Raw genomic sequence first — 15055 nt, forward strand, 5'->3', positions numbered from 1 at the left:
AAATTAGAACTTTTCTTTGTAAGCAACTGTTATTAGTTAAAAATCAACCCTTAACTAATTTCAAATATGGCAAAGAAAATTGCAGAACAACTTATTAATACTTTAGCAGAGTCTGGAGTAGAACGCATTTACGCTGTGACCGGCGACAGTCTGAACGAAGTAAACGAAGCTGTCAGAAAGAACAATAAGATACAATGGATACATGTACGTCATGAAGAAACCGGAGCATATGCCGCCGCAGCGGAAGCCCAACTGACCGGCCGTCCGGGATGCTGCGCAGGAAGTAGCGGGCCGGGCCATGTCCATCTTATCAACGGCCTGTATGACGCACATCGTTCGGGTGCACCGGTGATCGCTATTGCTTCCACTATCCCTACCGGAGAGTTCGGTACTGAATATTTCCAGGAGACGAATACAATCAAATTATTCAATGATTGCAGCTATTATAATGAAGTAGCTACTACGCCTGCACAATTTCCACGTATGCTTCAATCCGCCATTCAGACGGCTATCACCCGCAAGGGAGTATCAGTAATAGGCTTACCGGGAGATTTGGCAAAGGCTTCTGCCGTCTCTGTCGATTCGTCGGTACGGAACTATCCTGTTGTACCGGAAGTTTGTCCGGCAGAAGAAGATTTGGCACAACTGGCCGACTTATTAAACAAGCATAAACGTATCACTCTTTTCTGCGGCATCGGCTGCCGGGGAGCGCATGAGGAAGTAATCGCGCTTTCCGAAAAGCTGAATGCTCCGGTAGTTTATACTTTCAAGGGAAAGATGGAAGTACAATATGAGAATCCGTATGAAGTAGGTATGACCGGACTTTTAGGAATGCCTTCGGGATATTACAGCATGCACGAGGCAGAAGTGCTTCTCATGCTCGGAACGGATTTTCCTTATTCTGCATTTTTGCCGGATGACATTAAGATAGCTCAGATAGATATCAAGCCCGAACGCCTGGGACGCCGTGCCAAAGTGGATATCGGACTTTGCGGAGATGTCAAGATGAGTATCCAGGCTTTACTCCGTATGCTGAATCCGAAAACGGATGATACATTCCTTGTGAAGCAACTTAAAAGATATGAAGGGGTGAAAAAAGACCTTGCCGCCTATACGGAAGATAAGGGAGAAGTGAATAAGATTCATCCCGAATATGTAATGTCCGAAATTGACAAACTGGCTTCGGACGATGCCGTGTTCACTGTAGATACGGGAATGACTTGCGTGTGGGGAGCACGTTATCTGCAAGCAACAGGCAAACGGCATATGTTGGGTTCTTTCAATCACGGCTCCATGGCAAATGCCCTGCCGCAAGCTATCGGTGCAGCTTTAGCTTGTCCCGAACGCCAAGTGATTGCACTTTGCGGAGACGGAGGACTGTCAATGACTTTGGGGGATTTGGAGACTGTCGTCCAATATAAATTGCCGATTAAGATTATCGTATTCAATAACCGTTCGCTGGGAATGGTGAAACTGGAAATGGAAGTGGACGGTCTGCCGGACTGGCAAACGGATATGCTGAATCCCGATTTCGCACAGGTAGCTGAAGCAATGGGAATGACAGGTTTCAATGTCAGCAATCCGGAAGAAGTATTACCTACCTTATTCAATGCTTTCGAACTGGACGGCCCTGTACTGGTGAATATCATGACCGACCCGAACGCACTTGCCATGCCGCCCAAAATCGAATTCGGACAGATGGTAGGCTTTGCCCAATCCATGTATAAGCTATTAATCAATGGACGTTCACAAGAAGTTATTGACACTATCAATTCGAACTATAAGCATATACGGGAAGTATTTTAAGTTGCCGGAGAGGGTGATAATCATTTTATTTTCTTATGTTTGCAATCATCAAAAAGTAAAAACACATGGAAAAGTCTGACTATTCACCCTCGTCACGACAATCCCTGTACGCCAATAAAAAGGAATGGAACCGGTTTCTGTCCATTTTCTTACTGGCTGCGGGCATTGGTTTTACAGTATCGGGCATTATCTTTTTCTTTGCCTATAACTGGGACGAGCTGCCCAAATTTGCAAAGCTGGGAATTGTGGAAGTACTGCTAGTATCTTCTGTCCTGCTCACCGTATTCACCCGATGGAATATGCTCGTCAAAAAGATTCTCCTTACAGGAGCCACTTTCCTGATAGGTACACTCTTTGCCATCTTCGGACAAATCTATCAGACGGGAGCTGATGCCTATGACCTTTTCCTAGGCTGGACACTGTTCACCATTCTTTGGGCGGTTGCCATCCGCTTTGCGCCATTATGGCTGACTTTCATCGGATTACTTTGTACTACTATATGGCTGTACAATATACAAATTGCCACTCGCGGCTCATGGGAAATGACTTTGCTTGCCAATGCAGTAACCTGGATATGCGCCTCGGCAGCCGTCATCACAGAATGGATGAGTATAAAAGGAAGTCTGAACAAACAGAATCGCTGGTTCGTCAGCCTGCTTTCATTAGCTACCATTGTGCACACCAGTTTTCTTACGATGCTGGCGATATCAGATACCAACTCGCTTGCAATAGCAACCATCTGCGAAGAAAAAGCTATAATCGTTTCACTCGTAAGCACTATTCTTATATTCTCTGCGGGACTATGGTTTGGGTGGAAAGAAAAGAATCTGTTCTACCTGGCTGTTATTCCTTTTGCGACATTGATGATTCTATTGACTGCATTTATATGTCACAGCAATCTAAGAGATGTCAATCTATTCTTCTTCTCAGGGATTATGATTATCACTGGAACGACCTTACTTATCTACATTATTCTTCAACTTAAAAAGAAGTGGTATGGCACAGAAGCATAATCTTACAATTCAAGTCGTATCCATCATCGGTGGAATACTGACTGCTATCTTCTTTCTCGGATTTCTTGCACTTGCCCGAATCATACGTTCCGAAATATCGTGCCTGTTAGTTGGGAGTTTATTAATTATTGCCACATTAACAATCAGCCGTCTTGTCATCCGGTCTTTCCTGGATGCTATGAATATCACTTTATATATTGCAGGATGCGTATTGGTCGGCTTTGGACTTAGTGAGTATATGAATATACTTTTCATTGTACTCATAGTAATCAGTATGCTCACCTTCAGGCTGTCGAAAGGTTTCATTCTGCCCTTTCTTTCAGTGATTGCGTTTATTATATCTTTCTTTGGAGAAATAACTCATATCTTTTCTTCTTCCTATCCTCTGCAAATTGCAGTAGTTCCTGTTATGGCAGCATTTCTGTTTACCAATCTTTTCGAAGTGAAACTGCTTGCCCGACCAGGAAATAGTTTTTCCAAATATATGCCATTCCACTACGGGCTATTCGTTTCTTGCCTTGTTTTAATGAGTGGACTGTCAATCAATTATCTGACACAGGATATGAATTATTGGATTATATCCTGCATTCTGTCTGTATTTATATGGATAGGACTTCTCATCATGGTTCAACGGATTATGAAAGTTATGCAAGTGAATAAGCCGGTACATCAAGTCGGCATCTATATTCTTTGTATCGTTATCTGTCTGCCCACTATATTTGCCCCTTATTTATCCGGTAGCTTATTGATGATTCTGATATGTTTCCATTATGGTTATAAAGCAGAGTGTGCAGCCTCACTCCTTCTCTTTATCTATGCTGTTTCCAAATACTACTATGATTTGAATATAAGCTTACTTATTAAGTCTATCACGTTATTCATTATTGGAATCGCATTCATTGCAGCCTGGTATTTCTTCACTCAAAAAAGAATAAGACATGAAAAAATATAGCCGGATATTGATTATTGCAAATCTTATATTGCTACTGGGATACTTCAACTGGTCAGTTTTCAAGAAAGAACAGACTTTAAAGGATGGACAGCTAGTGTTATTACACTTAGCTCCCGTTGACCCTCGTTCTCTCATGCAAGGGGACTACATGAGACTCAACTACGAAATAAACTCATCTTCGTCAGGCCTGATAGATAAGCAGACTGCCACGCGCGGTTATGCGATACTCCAAACGGACAGTAATCAGACAGGTCAACTTATACGATTACAAAATGCTCTAACACCTTTGAATGATAACGAGATAGCTATCAAATACAAAATAGTAAACAAGCGGATATTCCTCGGTGCCGAATCTTTCTTCTTTGAAGAGGGACAAGATACCCTTTATCAGAATGCCATGTATGGTGGGCTAAAAGTGGATGATAAAGGACAAAGTTTACTTATTGGACTGTATGATGAGAACTTTCAGCATATTCAATCGGATTGATAGAATCTAAAAAGCCCGGACTTTCGCAAGCCCGGACTTTGAATTCTTAAAACCACCTCCTTTTGGGAAATAAGGGACTAGTAAATTTAACTAGCATAATAAAGGAGATTTATTAAGAACTATAAAAAGGGATACCTGTGGGAAATAAGGGAGGTATCTCCTTTTTCTCAAGAAACAGTTATTCAAATGAGATACTTTCACAAGCATCGCCATTCCTCTGTTTCCTCTTAGCGATAACAGAGGACGTTCCGTTATTTCAATAGAACGTCCTCCGTAAATTGTTTGAAGTATACTTTCATTAATAAAAAGGCTACTTCGTATTATTTCAGTTATCTAGCTAACTTAACCTTAATATAGCATGATACAACAGACAAATCTGTAAATGTAACTGTTGCTTTCACTTTAAAGTCAAGGTCTTTTGCTAATACAGTACCCTCGTTCTGCCAAACTACTTCACCTGTAGTTTTATTCACACTCAAAGTAGAACCAGAGGTCAATTGTGATGTAAATTGATTCCAGACTTCGTCCTTAACCGGTTCAAATATTACATTTACAATATCTTCTGTAAGTTTATAGGTATTCTTAGCTACATCACTCAATGCCAACTTACCATCCACATATGAATAAATCTTATTTGCGGGTTTAGAATTATCATTTACAAGTACCTGTGGCATAGTTTCACCTGTATTCTTTCCAATAGCATTACCATTAATAGTTACCAAACTAGCACCACCAGCAACAAACGGATTAACAAATACTACATTATAACTAAAGTTACAAGTTTCATCATTATTCAAAGTCACCTTATAGTTCATTTGTTTCTCAATTTCAGGTACAGTCATTGCTGCAGATAATTTCAGTTCCTCATTTGTACTGAATGGACCAGCCGGAGTCACTCCGTTTGCATCAGCCCACTCGAAGGAAATAGCTTTTGTATTATTAACACTATTGTAATACTCAAAGATATTCTGACCAGCACGTAATTCAAAATGTTCAGCAACTCTAGAAGACATTACCCAGTGTCCACCAGCTATTTGTCCCTTAACAACAATACAATTTTCATGCCCATTATATTCTTCAAAATAATAGTTTTCATTGTGTTTATAAGCCTTACATTCTTCCTTCACATAGAACACCTGTTCAAGTATCACGTCTTTATGTGAGTAATCATCGGCAGGAATAGTAATCTTCACTGTATATTTGGCACCCTTACCATCAACATCTTTATAAGTATTCTGTGTCTTGATTTGATCGTTGATACCAACCTTGATAGAAGCTGTCTGAGTATTCTCACTGTTCAAGTTTATGTTAAGAAGAACACCTTTAGCATTCTTCACTACATCTGTACTTTGTTTTGCACTTTCCTCGATAATTGTTTCTTCCTGACCATTTTTAGAAGTTACAGTAACCAATACAGTGTACTCATTTTCGTCACCCCCATAATAATTCCAGAATGTGGTAGATGTCAGTTTTGCAGCACCATAAATCTTATTGTTGATATCCTGGTATCCCATATTGGCATTATCCATTGCATATCCGTTAGTGAATGCTTTTGTACCATCCTCCAATGAGTGGTAATCAGCTGATTTCGGAGCAGAGATAACGTCCTTGATAGGATCCGGTTTCACATCCGGTGCAGTTTCCGTCTCTGTAATTTGCAGCTTGATATACGAAGAAGCAACTAAGGTTTTTGCTCCATTATTACTAGTCAAGAAAGCATCCACTCTCACAACCGGAGTACGTCCGATAGCCGGAGTTCCATTTTTCACTTCCGGATTGACCATAATAACACCATTTTCAAGAGAATTTGCTCCATTTTTCGATGGGTCTTTTACAATAAACCACTGCTGATTTGTCTTTTCGTCATCTGCTGCCAAATAGTTCTGAGGAATAGAGAACTCATAGCTCATTCCTTTGAATCCGAGCTCGGCTAACCAGTCGTTCTTATCATCAGAATACAATCCAACATAATCTTTCAAATTAATAGTAGACGTATACTTGAATGTAGCATTTACAGCATCACTCAATTTAACGAACTGTTTGATAAAGTCACTTGACTCACCACCATTTTTCTTGATAGATTGCGTACGACTATAGAACGTTGTAGCAACATCATCACCAGCTGTAGTTTTCACGCTGTCGGCAAGTACAAGATCGATTTCTTCAGAAGTGGCATATACGTAATCCGATGTCATCGGGTTCTGACCATACCATGCCTGCAAAGCAGCGATATTTTTTTCTTGATCTTGAGCCAAAGCGTTCGGATTGATCGTTGCTCCGATCACTGCCACACCGTCAGCTACTTTCATCTCGTCTACATTCAGTAACACTTTATTGTCACCGGCGGCACGAGTTTTAATCTTACGATCAATAAAACCAAATACAGTATTTTCTCCAACAAATGCGTCTTTCGGATTCAAACGATAACTCATTGCTACTACATTAGATTTGCCCCAGTCAGACAATACGTTGAAACTACCTGTAGAAGCGTTATACTTAGCTTCATCTAAGTAGTTCTTGATATGATAGAAAGGCATGGCAGTAGTTGCATAAGGAACGTCAGTACTTACCACATCGGGGATGAATGCAATAGAAGACAAAGCGATACCGGAAGCAATATTGATTGGCACACCTTCCTCCTGTCCTTCTACTCCATACAGAGTCAATATATTACCGTCAAGAATAGCAGTCATACCACCTTCGGACGCAGCTTTCCAACTAATATCTGTTTCTTCTATAAATTTACCATCCTGATAAATGTCGAATTTTCCGGTTTCTTTGTTAGGTACATAGTACTTACCGTCTATACCATTCGTACCATTAGATCCGTTTGTCCCATTCGTACCGTCTACTCCTACAGCCTTGAATTTAGTCTTTACATCATTCTTATACCAAAAACCATCTTCGTTGTTAATAGTCCAAACATCAGCATCCTTGCCATTTGTGCCATTAGTACCATTAGTCAGTTCATAGCTTTTGCCATCACTAAGCATCACAGTTATTCCATTATCCCCTTTCACAACATTTGTTATAACGGAACCGCTGTTAACCTTTACCTGCAACTCCTCAAGTGACACCTTTACAGCGTCAATCTGTGTTTGCAGATTGTCGATGTCATCATCGTAGTCCTTACAGCCTACATAGGTGACAGTAGAAAGTGCCAACGCCCCGAAGAACATCACTTTTACAAATTTTCTTTTCATAACTACTTAAAAATTACATTAATAATATATTATTAAACACTAAGTTTCAATAATAGACAGCCCGTTACTTCGTAGGTAACGGTAAAACCTTTGTGCCTGCTCTTTTGGAGTAGCCAATACTATAAAATGTACGATATGCGATGAAACTTTTTTACCCCTGCTTCTGATAAGTGGCAGAGGGGAGGGAAATCTTATGCAAAATTTAGAAGTTAACAAAGCCCTAATACAAAGAATCCGCGTGTTTTATCTGTCCTATCCTTATTTTGTGTGGTTTATTAGAAAAAATGTGTGATTTCGTTTGGTTGTTTTAAGAAATATGCTCATATTTGCACCGGAATTTATTCCCGTTACCTACGAAGTAACAGGATAATTTTCAAGCATTTACGCTATACACAGCACGCTTTACAAAATTAATGACCTGCTTATTGGCTTCATCTATTTTCTTACTTCTAAAAGGCTTCAGGTAAGTCTCAGTCACTGTAATAGATGAATGTCCCATCGCTTCGGAGATAATACCCGGATGAATTTCACAATAATAAGCCGTTGTAGCCCATGTATGCCGGGCGGTATATGAGCTTAGTTTATCACCCAGTCCTAATAATTCCCCTAGAAGCATCAACTGTTGATTGAAGCTACGCAATGCTAATTGATATTCCCGGTACGCTTCTTTCGTCCCCTCACAGCTTTTCAAAAACGAAAACAGATAAGGCGAAGAAGGCGCATGGTAATAAACCTGTGTATGTGAGATGAAATTTTTACCTTTGCAGAAGTAAAAAGAACTGCAATGGAAAAGAATCCGTATATAGAACTGGCCGAGTGCCTGCTGCCCGAGGAAATGGTTGAATACTTTGAAGTGGTCAAGGTTGAAAAAACCAAAGAAACACTTGATGTGACACTGGAAGAACGTGACAATGGAGTTGACGGCTATGAGGCCGGACAGCTACGTCCCAACGGGTTCTACGAGGAAAGCACAGTGCGGGACTACCCGGTCAGAGGCCGGAAGATGACCTTTCACGTCAAGCGTCGCCGTTGGGTTGAGATTGAGACAGGTAAGAGCGTTTCAAAACGCTGGGACATAGTAGCTGAAGGCACCCGCTTCTCGAAAGAGTTCGCGGCTTTTTTAAAAGGTATGCTTGGACAGATACCCGATTACGGGCCGCTCTCTTGAGTGGTTCTTCGATATTGACGGAGACCTGTTCGAGCGTCAGTACAAACGCCATCTGAGCGGTTACTGGCAATGGAAAGACACCGCAGAGGGACTACATGCCGAGCAATGGCGTGTCTTCCCTGAAAACATCGGAGAACACCTGAGTATTGATGAGACATCATTGAGTAATGGCGAACTATATACGATTGTTACCAACAAAGCAGCTCACGGGCGAAAACATTCCATAGTGGCCATAGTACTTGGAACTGACTCTGATACGGTACTGCACGCATTAAGACAGATTAACAGTCGTCTGCGCAACAAGGTGATTGAGATAACTCTTGATCTGGCCGACAGCATGCACCGTATATGCCGCTATGCTTTCCCTAGGGCAAAGCGCGTTATTGACCGCTTTCATGTTCAGAAGCTGGCGCTGGAAGCCGTGCAGGAGATACGCATCAAGCATCGCTGGGACGCCGTAAATGCTGATACCGAAGCGCGTGAACAAGCAAAATTATCAGGCGAGAAGTATGTGCCTGAACGGCTTCCAAATGGCGACACTCTCAAGGAGCTACTTGCCCGTGGACGTTATGCATTGTTCAAATCCCCTGATAAATGGACTGAATCCCAACGGCAGCGCATTGATCTGATGTTCTCGCTCTATCCTGATCTTAAAGAGGCATACTGGTTATCTCAGCATCTCAGAGCAATATTTTCTAGCAAGAAATCCACTCCCGATACCGCCCGGCTCAATCTTGCTCGTTGGTATAATAAGGTGGCTGAATCAGGTTTTAAGTCTTTCAACACCATCGCTGCTACCTTTTACGAACACTCCGATGAAATAATAAACTTCTTTGATAACCGATCTACAAACGCATCCGCCGAGTCCATCAACTCTAAAATAAAGGCATTCAGAGCCAAACTACACGGTGTCAACGATACTAAATTCTTTATCTTCCGCCTTTGCAATCTATACGCATAAACACAGGTTTATTACCATGCGCCGCGAAGAAGAGTCACGGTTCATATACTTTTTTATCAGAATCATAGCTTCCGGGGTCAGTGTCACCGATAAGGAACGCCCTGTTTTACGTCTGCGATACGTGATCATATTATCACGTAAATCACTCTTTCGCAAATAAGCCAGATCGACAAACGGCATACCACGAAGCAAAAACATCAGAATGAACAATTCTTGAGCCTGACGTACAGGTAGTGATATCCCCGTCCCCCGCAAATCAACAAACACCTTTCTCATGTCATCATCACTTAAAGCACGTTTATGGTCGGCACGCGTCCCAGTGTAGACGGAACGGAACAGATACGGAACGTAAGGAGCTTTTCGAAGATTAACCGCACGATTGTACACTGCACGGAAAGTACGCAAATAGGTGGAAACCGTATTCCAACTACATCCACGACTACGAAGATGGACTTCGAACCCCTTCAACCACTCCGAAGTCACTTCACTAAAGACAAAGTCTCTTTTCCCACGATAAGCAATGATGGCATTCAGACTGCTTCGATAGACGTGTGCAGTACCAAAGTTTCCCTCCATCTGTAGCTCGGCGGCTACCTGCTTCATAAATGTTAATACTTTCAACATCTCACTTTTTATTAATAAATTTGACGATAAATATACACGTATTCTCATTACCAAGAATACGTTGGACAAACAAAAGTAGAATCATTTAAGTTTCGGAGAAGTTAATAAAAAAAGAGTCGCTTTCGGAAATCCGAAAGCGACTCTTATATTCATTCAAAGGAAACCGGAATTACATCATTCCGCCCATGCCTCCCATTCCGGGAGCGCCCATCGGCATTTCTGGTTTGTCTTCCTTCTTTTCTACGATTACACATTCGGTAGTCAGGAACATACCAGCGATAGAAGCTGCATTTTCCAAAGCTACACGAGCCACCTTGGCAGGGTCTACTACACCGGCAGCGTGCAGGTTTTCGTAAACGTCCGTACGTGCGTTGTAACCGAAATCACCTTTGCCTTCACGTACCTTCTGAACAACTACCGCACCTTCTTTACCTGCATTTGCCACAATTTCGCGAAGCGGTTCTTCAATAGCACGTTTGATAATGCCAATACCTGTCGTTTCGTCAGCATTGTCACCCTTCAAGTCTTCGATACTGTCGATAGCACGGATGTAAGCTACACCACCACCCGGGATGATACCCTCTTCGATAGCGGCACGAGTTGCACGCAATGCATCGTCTACGCGGTCTTTCTTTTCTTTCATTTCCACTTCAGAAGCAGCACCTACGTAAAGAACAGCTACCCCACCTGACAATTTAGCCAGACGTTCCTGCAATTTCTCACGGTCATAGTCAGACTTGGTTGCAACAATCTGAGCCTTGATTTGCTCGCAACGTTCCTTGATGCTATCTTTGTTGCCGGCACCGTTCACGATAGTTGTGTTATCTTTAGAAACAGTTACCTTGTCGGCAGTACCCAACATTTCGATAGTAGCTTGTTCCAGTTTCAGACCTTTTTCTTCGCTGATAACAACACCACCTGTCAGGATAGCGATATCTTCAAGCATTTCTTTACGACGGTCGCCGAAGCCCGGAGCCTTCACAGCACAAATCTTCAACTGAGAACGCAGACGGTTTACTACCAGTGTAGTCAACGCTTCGCTATCTACGTCTTCTGCGATTACCAACAGAGGACGACCAGTCTGTACAGCCGGTTCGAGGATAGGCAAGAAATCTTTCAAATTGGAAATCTTCTTGTCGTAAATCAGGACGTAAGGTTTCTCCATCTCACATTCCATCTTTTCCGTATTTGTCACGAAGTAAGCCGACAGATAACCACGGTCGAACTGCATACCTTCCACTACACCGATAGTAGTGTCAGTTCCTTTCGCTTCCTCGATAGTGATAACACCGTCCTTAGAAACTTTACGCATAGCGTCAGCAATCAATTTACCGATTACCGGGTCATTGTTTGCAGATATGGTAGCAACCTGTTCGATTTTCTCATAGTTGTCACCTACTGTCTCAGCCTGTGATTTGATTGATTCTACCACTTTGGCAACGGCCTTGTCGATACCACGTTTGATATCCATCGGGCTGGCACCTGCAGTCACGTTCTTCAGTCCTTCAGCTACGATAGCCTGAGCGAGAACAGTTGCAGTAGTTGTACCGTCACCGGCATCGTCACCAGTCTTGGAAGCAACTTCTTTCACCAGTTGTGCACCGGTGTTCTGATAAGCATCTGCCAATTCGATTTCTTTTGCCACTGTCACACCGTCTTTTGTGATGTGTGGAGCACCGAATTTCTTCTCGATGATAACGTTACGTCCTTTCGGGCCAAGAGTTACCTTTACTGCATTTGCCAAAGCATCGACACCTTTTTTCAATTGGTCACGGGCATCGATATTGAATAATATTTCTTTTGCCATCTCTTTATTTACTATTTAAGATTTATGATTTACTATTATTAATTAACCCAAAACAGCGAGAACATCGCTCTGACGCATGATGAGATATTTAGTACCTTCAACATCAAGTTCTGTTCCGGCATATTTGCCATAAAGAACTGTATCGCCTACTTTCAATACCATTTCTTCGTCTTTCGTACCGTGACCTACTGCCACAACTTCACCCTTCAAAGGTTTTTCTTTTGCTGTATCAGGAATAATGATACCACCAATTGTTTTTTCTTCTGCAGGTGCAGGGAGGATAAGCACTCTGTCTGCTAATGGTTTAATGTTCATAGTTACTTTTTTATATTTTAGTTATACATTTATATGGTAGATGTTATCCGTCTTTTTCAGGCGGAACGCTAAAGACATTGCGAAAAGCGTGCCAAAGTAGATAAATGATTCTTTGTCAGAAATTGACTGACAAAATGACTGACAACCCATACCTTATGGCAAAAAAGTATATTTGTTCTATACTTTTTAAACAAAATAAAAGGTTTATTCCTTATAATAACGTATATTCGTAAACAGACCATTTAATGCATTGTACTAATAATATGAATAAAATAGCATCCGGCATATTTATCGCCTCTTGCATCTTCTGCTCCTGTAATTCGCGTACAGGAGAGATTTCGTCTGCCGAAATCCAGCCATCGGATTCATTAATGCAGGACACGATTACTGAAACCGCCGCTAAACCTGTCGTTGAAAAGCTGACAGGGGAGCAGATACATATCACCAAAGATTTACTCTATGACAAATATACACTGGATGACACCTATCCTTATAAAGATACTACCCGGCAGTTTCAATGGGATAAAATAAAAGAACGGCTGGCCTTGCTTGAGAATATACAGCTACAACCCACCACATGGGCTATTCTTCAGAACTATAAGAACAGGAACGGGGAAGCTCCCCTTGTAAGGAATTTCAAGAGAAATGCTTACGGACGGGTGGCAGATACTCTCGGAGTAGAACGCTACCAATCCGTTCCCCTCTATCTACTGACGGACACACTCGTTCCCGAGCGTTACGGACAGGACGGTGAACTGACCCGTTTTATAGAAGACGGAGAAAAGTTTGTCAAAGCGGAGCCGATATTTACGGGAGATGAATGGATGATTCCCAAGAAATATGTCAAGGTTATCGGAGATACGATTGTTTTCAACAAAGCTGTTTTCGTAGACCGGCACAATCAGAATATCACCTCTCTTGAACGTAGTGGGAAAGGGGAATGGATAGTACGCAGCATGAATCCATCCACTACCGGACGCCACCTTCCGCCGTATGCGCAGGAGACTCCTTTAGGTATGTTTGTATTACAGGAAAAGAAAGTCAAAATGGTATTTCTCAAAGACGGTTCGAAAGAAACAGGCGGTTATGCACCTTATGCCAGTCGTTTCACGGATGGAGCTTATATTCATGGAGTACCAGTCAATGCTCCCCGCAAAACGCTGATAGAATACAGTCCGTCATTAGGAACAACCCCACGCTCGCATATGTGTGTACGAAATGCAACTTCGCACGCCAAGTTTATTTATGACTGGGCGCCCGTGAATGAGACTGTTGTTTTTGTATTGGAATAATTGGAGCTTTTTCCGTATGCATTCGGGTTAATCAATCTTTGTACATTAATAGGCTAATTCTATTTTAACTTATAGAAGCATCTCCCAAAAAATAATTTTATGATTTTACTCTCATACCCTCATAGATTCACCCAATCCCTTTATTCATCGGTATTACAGCTATGAGAGCAGGCTATAATAGCACCCTGAGAGTAAAAGTTACCCTCATACCCATTCGAACGAATACCAAGATGCTAATACCTGAAACACAAGGTATTAACAGTTATTCCTTCAAGCATTAACACCCTAAACTTCAACCATTAATAGTTGAGAAACCAGGTATTAACACATAAAAAGTGATGTAAAATGACTGATAAACGGAGTAATGCTACTTAAAGTTACAGGTTGAACGAGATAATAGGTACAGGTGAAGTTATTGTAATCTATTCCATTATAAGACCAAATCTACACAGGAAATATCTGTTTATACAGGCAGACAATCTGTAGCCCACGTGCAAACAGAAGTTTCAACAAGGGAAAGTTTCAGTTTCGTGCCTTGAAACTTTAGTTTCCAACCCTTGAAACTTTAGTTTCAAAGGCTTGAAACTAACTGTTTCAAGGGTAGAAACAAAGTGTTTCTCACCGTGAAACCAACTGTTTCAAGCCATGAAAAAGTCCGAGCAAAGGATGCTACACAGTGATTGCTTACGTGTTCCATGTGTGAGTACCTTGAATATTCGTAAAATTGGTATGAGAGTAACTTTTACTCTCAGGGTGCTATTATAGCCTGCCCTCATAGCTGTAACACCGATGAATAAAGGGATTGGGTGAATCTATGAGGGTATGAGGGTAAAATCATAAAATTATTTTTTTGGGAGATGCTATATGATGATTTTAATTTATAAACCAGCCATATATTTCCAAAGCGGAGCGGCGTTCAGCGATTGCATGATTTCATTATTTTCAAGCAGGCTCCTTACCTCTTCCAAGGTGAGCAAATGAACGGAAAGGTCTTCGGTATCTTCCAGATGCTGATGGTCTATCAATTCCACATCTGTGGCAAGAAAGCAATGTGTCAGGTTGGTGTGAGTGCTCGGATTGGCGGAAACCACCATATATTCCTGCCAGTTTCCTTTTCCATAGCCCGTTTCCTCCCACAGTTCACGCTGGGCGGACACTAATGGCGAAGCATCTTCTGCTTCACACACACCGGCACAAAGTTCATAACAGGTTCGCTGGATTCCAGGACGGTACTGGCGGACAAATACAAATTTGCCTTCTTTCGTGATGGCAATCGTATTCACCCAGTCGGGATATTCTAAGATGTAATATTCGGGGATATGGTTTCCGTTGGGAAGCAACATATCTTCACAGCGTACAGTCAGCCATGGACGGCGAAATAGATACTTGCTACTTACCGTTTTCCAGGCTTTATTCTTTTCTTCCAT

At 41.8% G+C, this 15055-nt stretch carries 11 protein-coding genes and 2 pseudogenes; 7 read left to right on the forward strand and 6 right to left on the reverse strand.

All coding sequences use genetic code 11. The annotated features are described in order from the left end of the window. The first annotated feature begins 66 nt into the window (after positions 1–66). The 4 genes from ACGHVY_RS13235 to ACGHVY_RS13250 all read left to right on the forward strand — a co-directional run bounded on the left by ACGHVY_RS13235 (position 67) and on the right by ACGHVY_RS13250 (position 4258). Positions 67–1806 (forward strand): thiamine pyrophosphate-dependent enzyme, encoded by a 1740-nt coding sequence (locus ACGHVY_RS13235; RefSeq protein ID WP_308745420.1) that lies wholly within the window; start codon positions 67–69, stop codon positions 1804–1806. 65 nt (positions 1807–1871) lie between these two features. Further along, positions 1872–2819 (forward strand): DUF2157 domain-containing protein, encoded by a 948-nt coding sequence (locus tag ACGHVY_RS13240; RefSeq protein ID WP_390599439.1) that lies wholly within the window; start codon positions 1872–1874, stop codon positions 2817–2819. After that, positions 2803–3771 carry a DUF4401 domain-containing protein gene (locus tag ACGHVY_RS13245; protein WP_390599440.1) on the forward strand — a complete coding sequence of 323 codons (969 nt, stop codon included), beginning with the start codon at positions 2803–2805 and terminating at the stop codon, positions 3769–3771. The genes ACGHVY_RS13240 and ACGHVY_RS13245 overlap by 17 nt, the downstream gene beginning before the upstream one ends. Beyond that, complete coding sequence (locus tag ACGHVY_RS13250) at positions 3758–4258, forward strand: GDYXXLXY domain-containing protein (protein ID WP_390599441.1); 501 nt, start codon at positions 3758–3760, stop codon at positions 4256–4258. The genes ACGHVY_RS13245 and ACGHVY_RS13250 overlap by 14 nt, the downstream gene beginning before the upstream one ends. 329 nt (positions 4259–4587) lie before the next feature. Here ACGHVY_RS13250 and ACGHVY_RS13255 read toward each other — a convergent pair whose 3' ends face one another. Both ACGHVY_RS13255 and ACGHVY_RS13260 read right to left on the reverse strand, forming a co-directional pair. After that, positions 4588–7461, reverse strand: coding sequence for a hypothetical protein (locus tag ACGHVY_RS13255; RefSeq protein WP_390599442.1), 2874 nt, complete (start codon positions 7459–7461; stop codon positions 4588–4590). A gap of 373 nt (positions 7462–7834) precedes the next feature. Continuing rightward, positions 7835–8179, reverse strand: a pseudogene (locus ACGHVY_RS13260) (tyrosine-type recombinase/integrase); the annotation flags it as partial. Between the two features lie 117 nt (positions 8180–8296). Here ACGHVY_RS13260 and ACGHVY_RS13265 point away from each other — a divergent pair. Both ACGHVY_RS13265 and ACGHVY_RS13270 read left to right on the forward strand, forming a co-directional pair. Next, a complete protein-coding gene (locus tag ACGHVY_RS13265; protein WP_390599314.1) occupies positions 8297–8629 on the forward strand; it encodes a hypothetical protein in 333 nt (110 codons plus the stop codon). Then, on the forward strand, positions 8595–9590 hold the full coding sequence (locus ACGHVY_RS13270) for a transposase (protein ID WP_390599313.1): 996 nt from the start codon (positions 8595–8597) through the stop codon (positions 9588–9590). Before ACGHVY_RS13265 ends, ACGHVY_RS13270 begins: the two co-directional genes overlap by 35 nt. Before the next feature lie 24 nt (positions 9591–9614). Here ACGHVY_RS13270 and ACGHVY_RS13275 read toward each other — a convergent pair. The 3 genes and pseudogenes from ACGHVY_RS13275 to ACGHVY_RS13285 all read right to left on the reverse strand — a co-directional run. Next, a pseudogene (locus ACGHVY_RS13275) lies at positions 9615–10214 on the reverse strand (site-specific integrase); the annotation flags it as partial. Positions 10215–10383: 169 nt separating this feature from the next. After that, on the reverse strand, positions 10384–12021 hold the full coding sequence (groL, locus tag ACGHVY_RS13280) for a chaperonin GroEL (RefSeq protein WP_308746172.1): 1638 nt from the start codon (positions 12019–12021) through the stop codon (positions 10384–10386). A gap of 42 nt (positions 12022–12063) precedes the next feature. Then, positions 12064–12336, reverse strand: a complete 273-nt coding sequence (locus tag ACGHVY_RS13285) for a co-chaperone GroES (protein ID WP_004314007.1) — start codon at positions 12334–12336, stop codon at positions 12064–12066. A gap of 245 nt (positions 12337–12581) precedes the next feature. Between ACGHVY_RS13285 and ACGHVY_RS13290 the strand changes: the two genes are divergently transcribed. Continuing rightward, complete coding sequence (locus tag ACGHVY_RS13290; RefSeq protein WP_390599443.1) at positions 12582–13628, forward strand: L,D-transpeptidase; 1047 nt, start codon at positions 12582–12584, stop codon at positions 13626–13628. A gap of 878 nt (positions 13629–14506) precedes the next feature. Here ACGHVY_RS13290 and ACGHVY_RS13295 read toward each other — a convergent pair. Further along, complete coding sequence (locus ACGHVY_RS13295; RefSeq protein ID WP_308746174.1) at positions 14507–15055, reverse strand: NUDIX hydrolase; 549 nt, start codon at positions 15053–15055, stop codon at positions 14507–14509.

The organism is Bacteroides sp. f07, from assembly GCF_042854785.1.
GTDB lineage: Bacteria > Bacteroidota > Bacteroidia > Bacteroidales > Bacteroidaceae > Bacteroides.

Coding starts and splice junctions, on each gene's coding strand:
- ACGHVY_RS13235 (WP_308745420.1), top strand. CDS start 67: ATGGCAAAGAAAATTGCAGAACAACTTATTAATACTTTAGCAGAGTCT.
- ACGHVY_RS13240 (WP_390599439.1), top strand. CDS start 1,872: ATGGAAAAGTCTGACTATTCACCCTCGTCACGACAATCCCTGTACGCC.
- ACGHVY_RS13245 (WP_390599440.1), top strand. CDS start 2,803: ATGGCACAGAAGCATAATCTTACAATTCAAGTCGTATCCATCATCGGT.
- ACGHVY_RS13250 (WP_390599441.1), top strand. CDS start 3,758: ATGAAAAAATATAGCCGGATATTGATTATTGCAAATCTTATATTGCTA.
- ACGHVY_RS13255 (WP_390599442.1), bottom strand. CDS start 7,461: ATGAAAAGAAAATTTGTAAAAGTGATGTTCTTCGGGGCGTTGGCACTT.
- ACGHVY_RS13265 (WP_390599314.1), top strand. CDS start 8,297: ATGGTTGAATACTTTGAAGTGGTCAAGGTTGAAAAAACCAAAGAAACA.
- groL (WP_308746172.1), bottom strand. CDS start 12,021: ATGGCAAAAGAAATATTATTCAATATCGATGCCCGTGACCAATTGAAA.
- ACGHVY_RS13285 (WP_004314007.1), bottom strand. CDS start 12,336: ATGAACATTAAACCATTAGCAGACAGAGTGCTTATCCTCCCTGCACCT.
- ACGHVY_RS13290 (WP_390599443.1), top strand. CDS start 12,582: ATGCATTGTACTAATAATATGAATAAAATAGCATCCGGCATATTTATC.
- ACGHVY_RS13295 (WP_308746174.1), bottom strand. CDS start 15,055: ATGGAAGAAAAGAATAAAGCCTGGAAAACGGTAAGTAGCAAGTATCTA.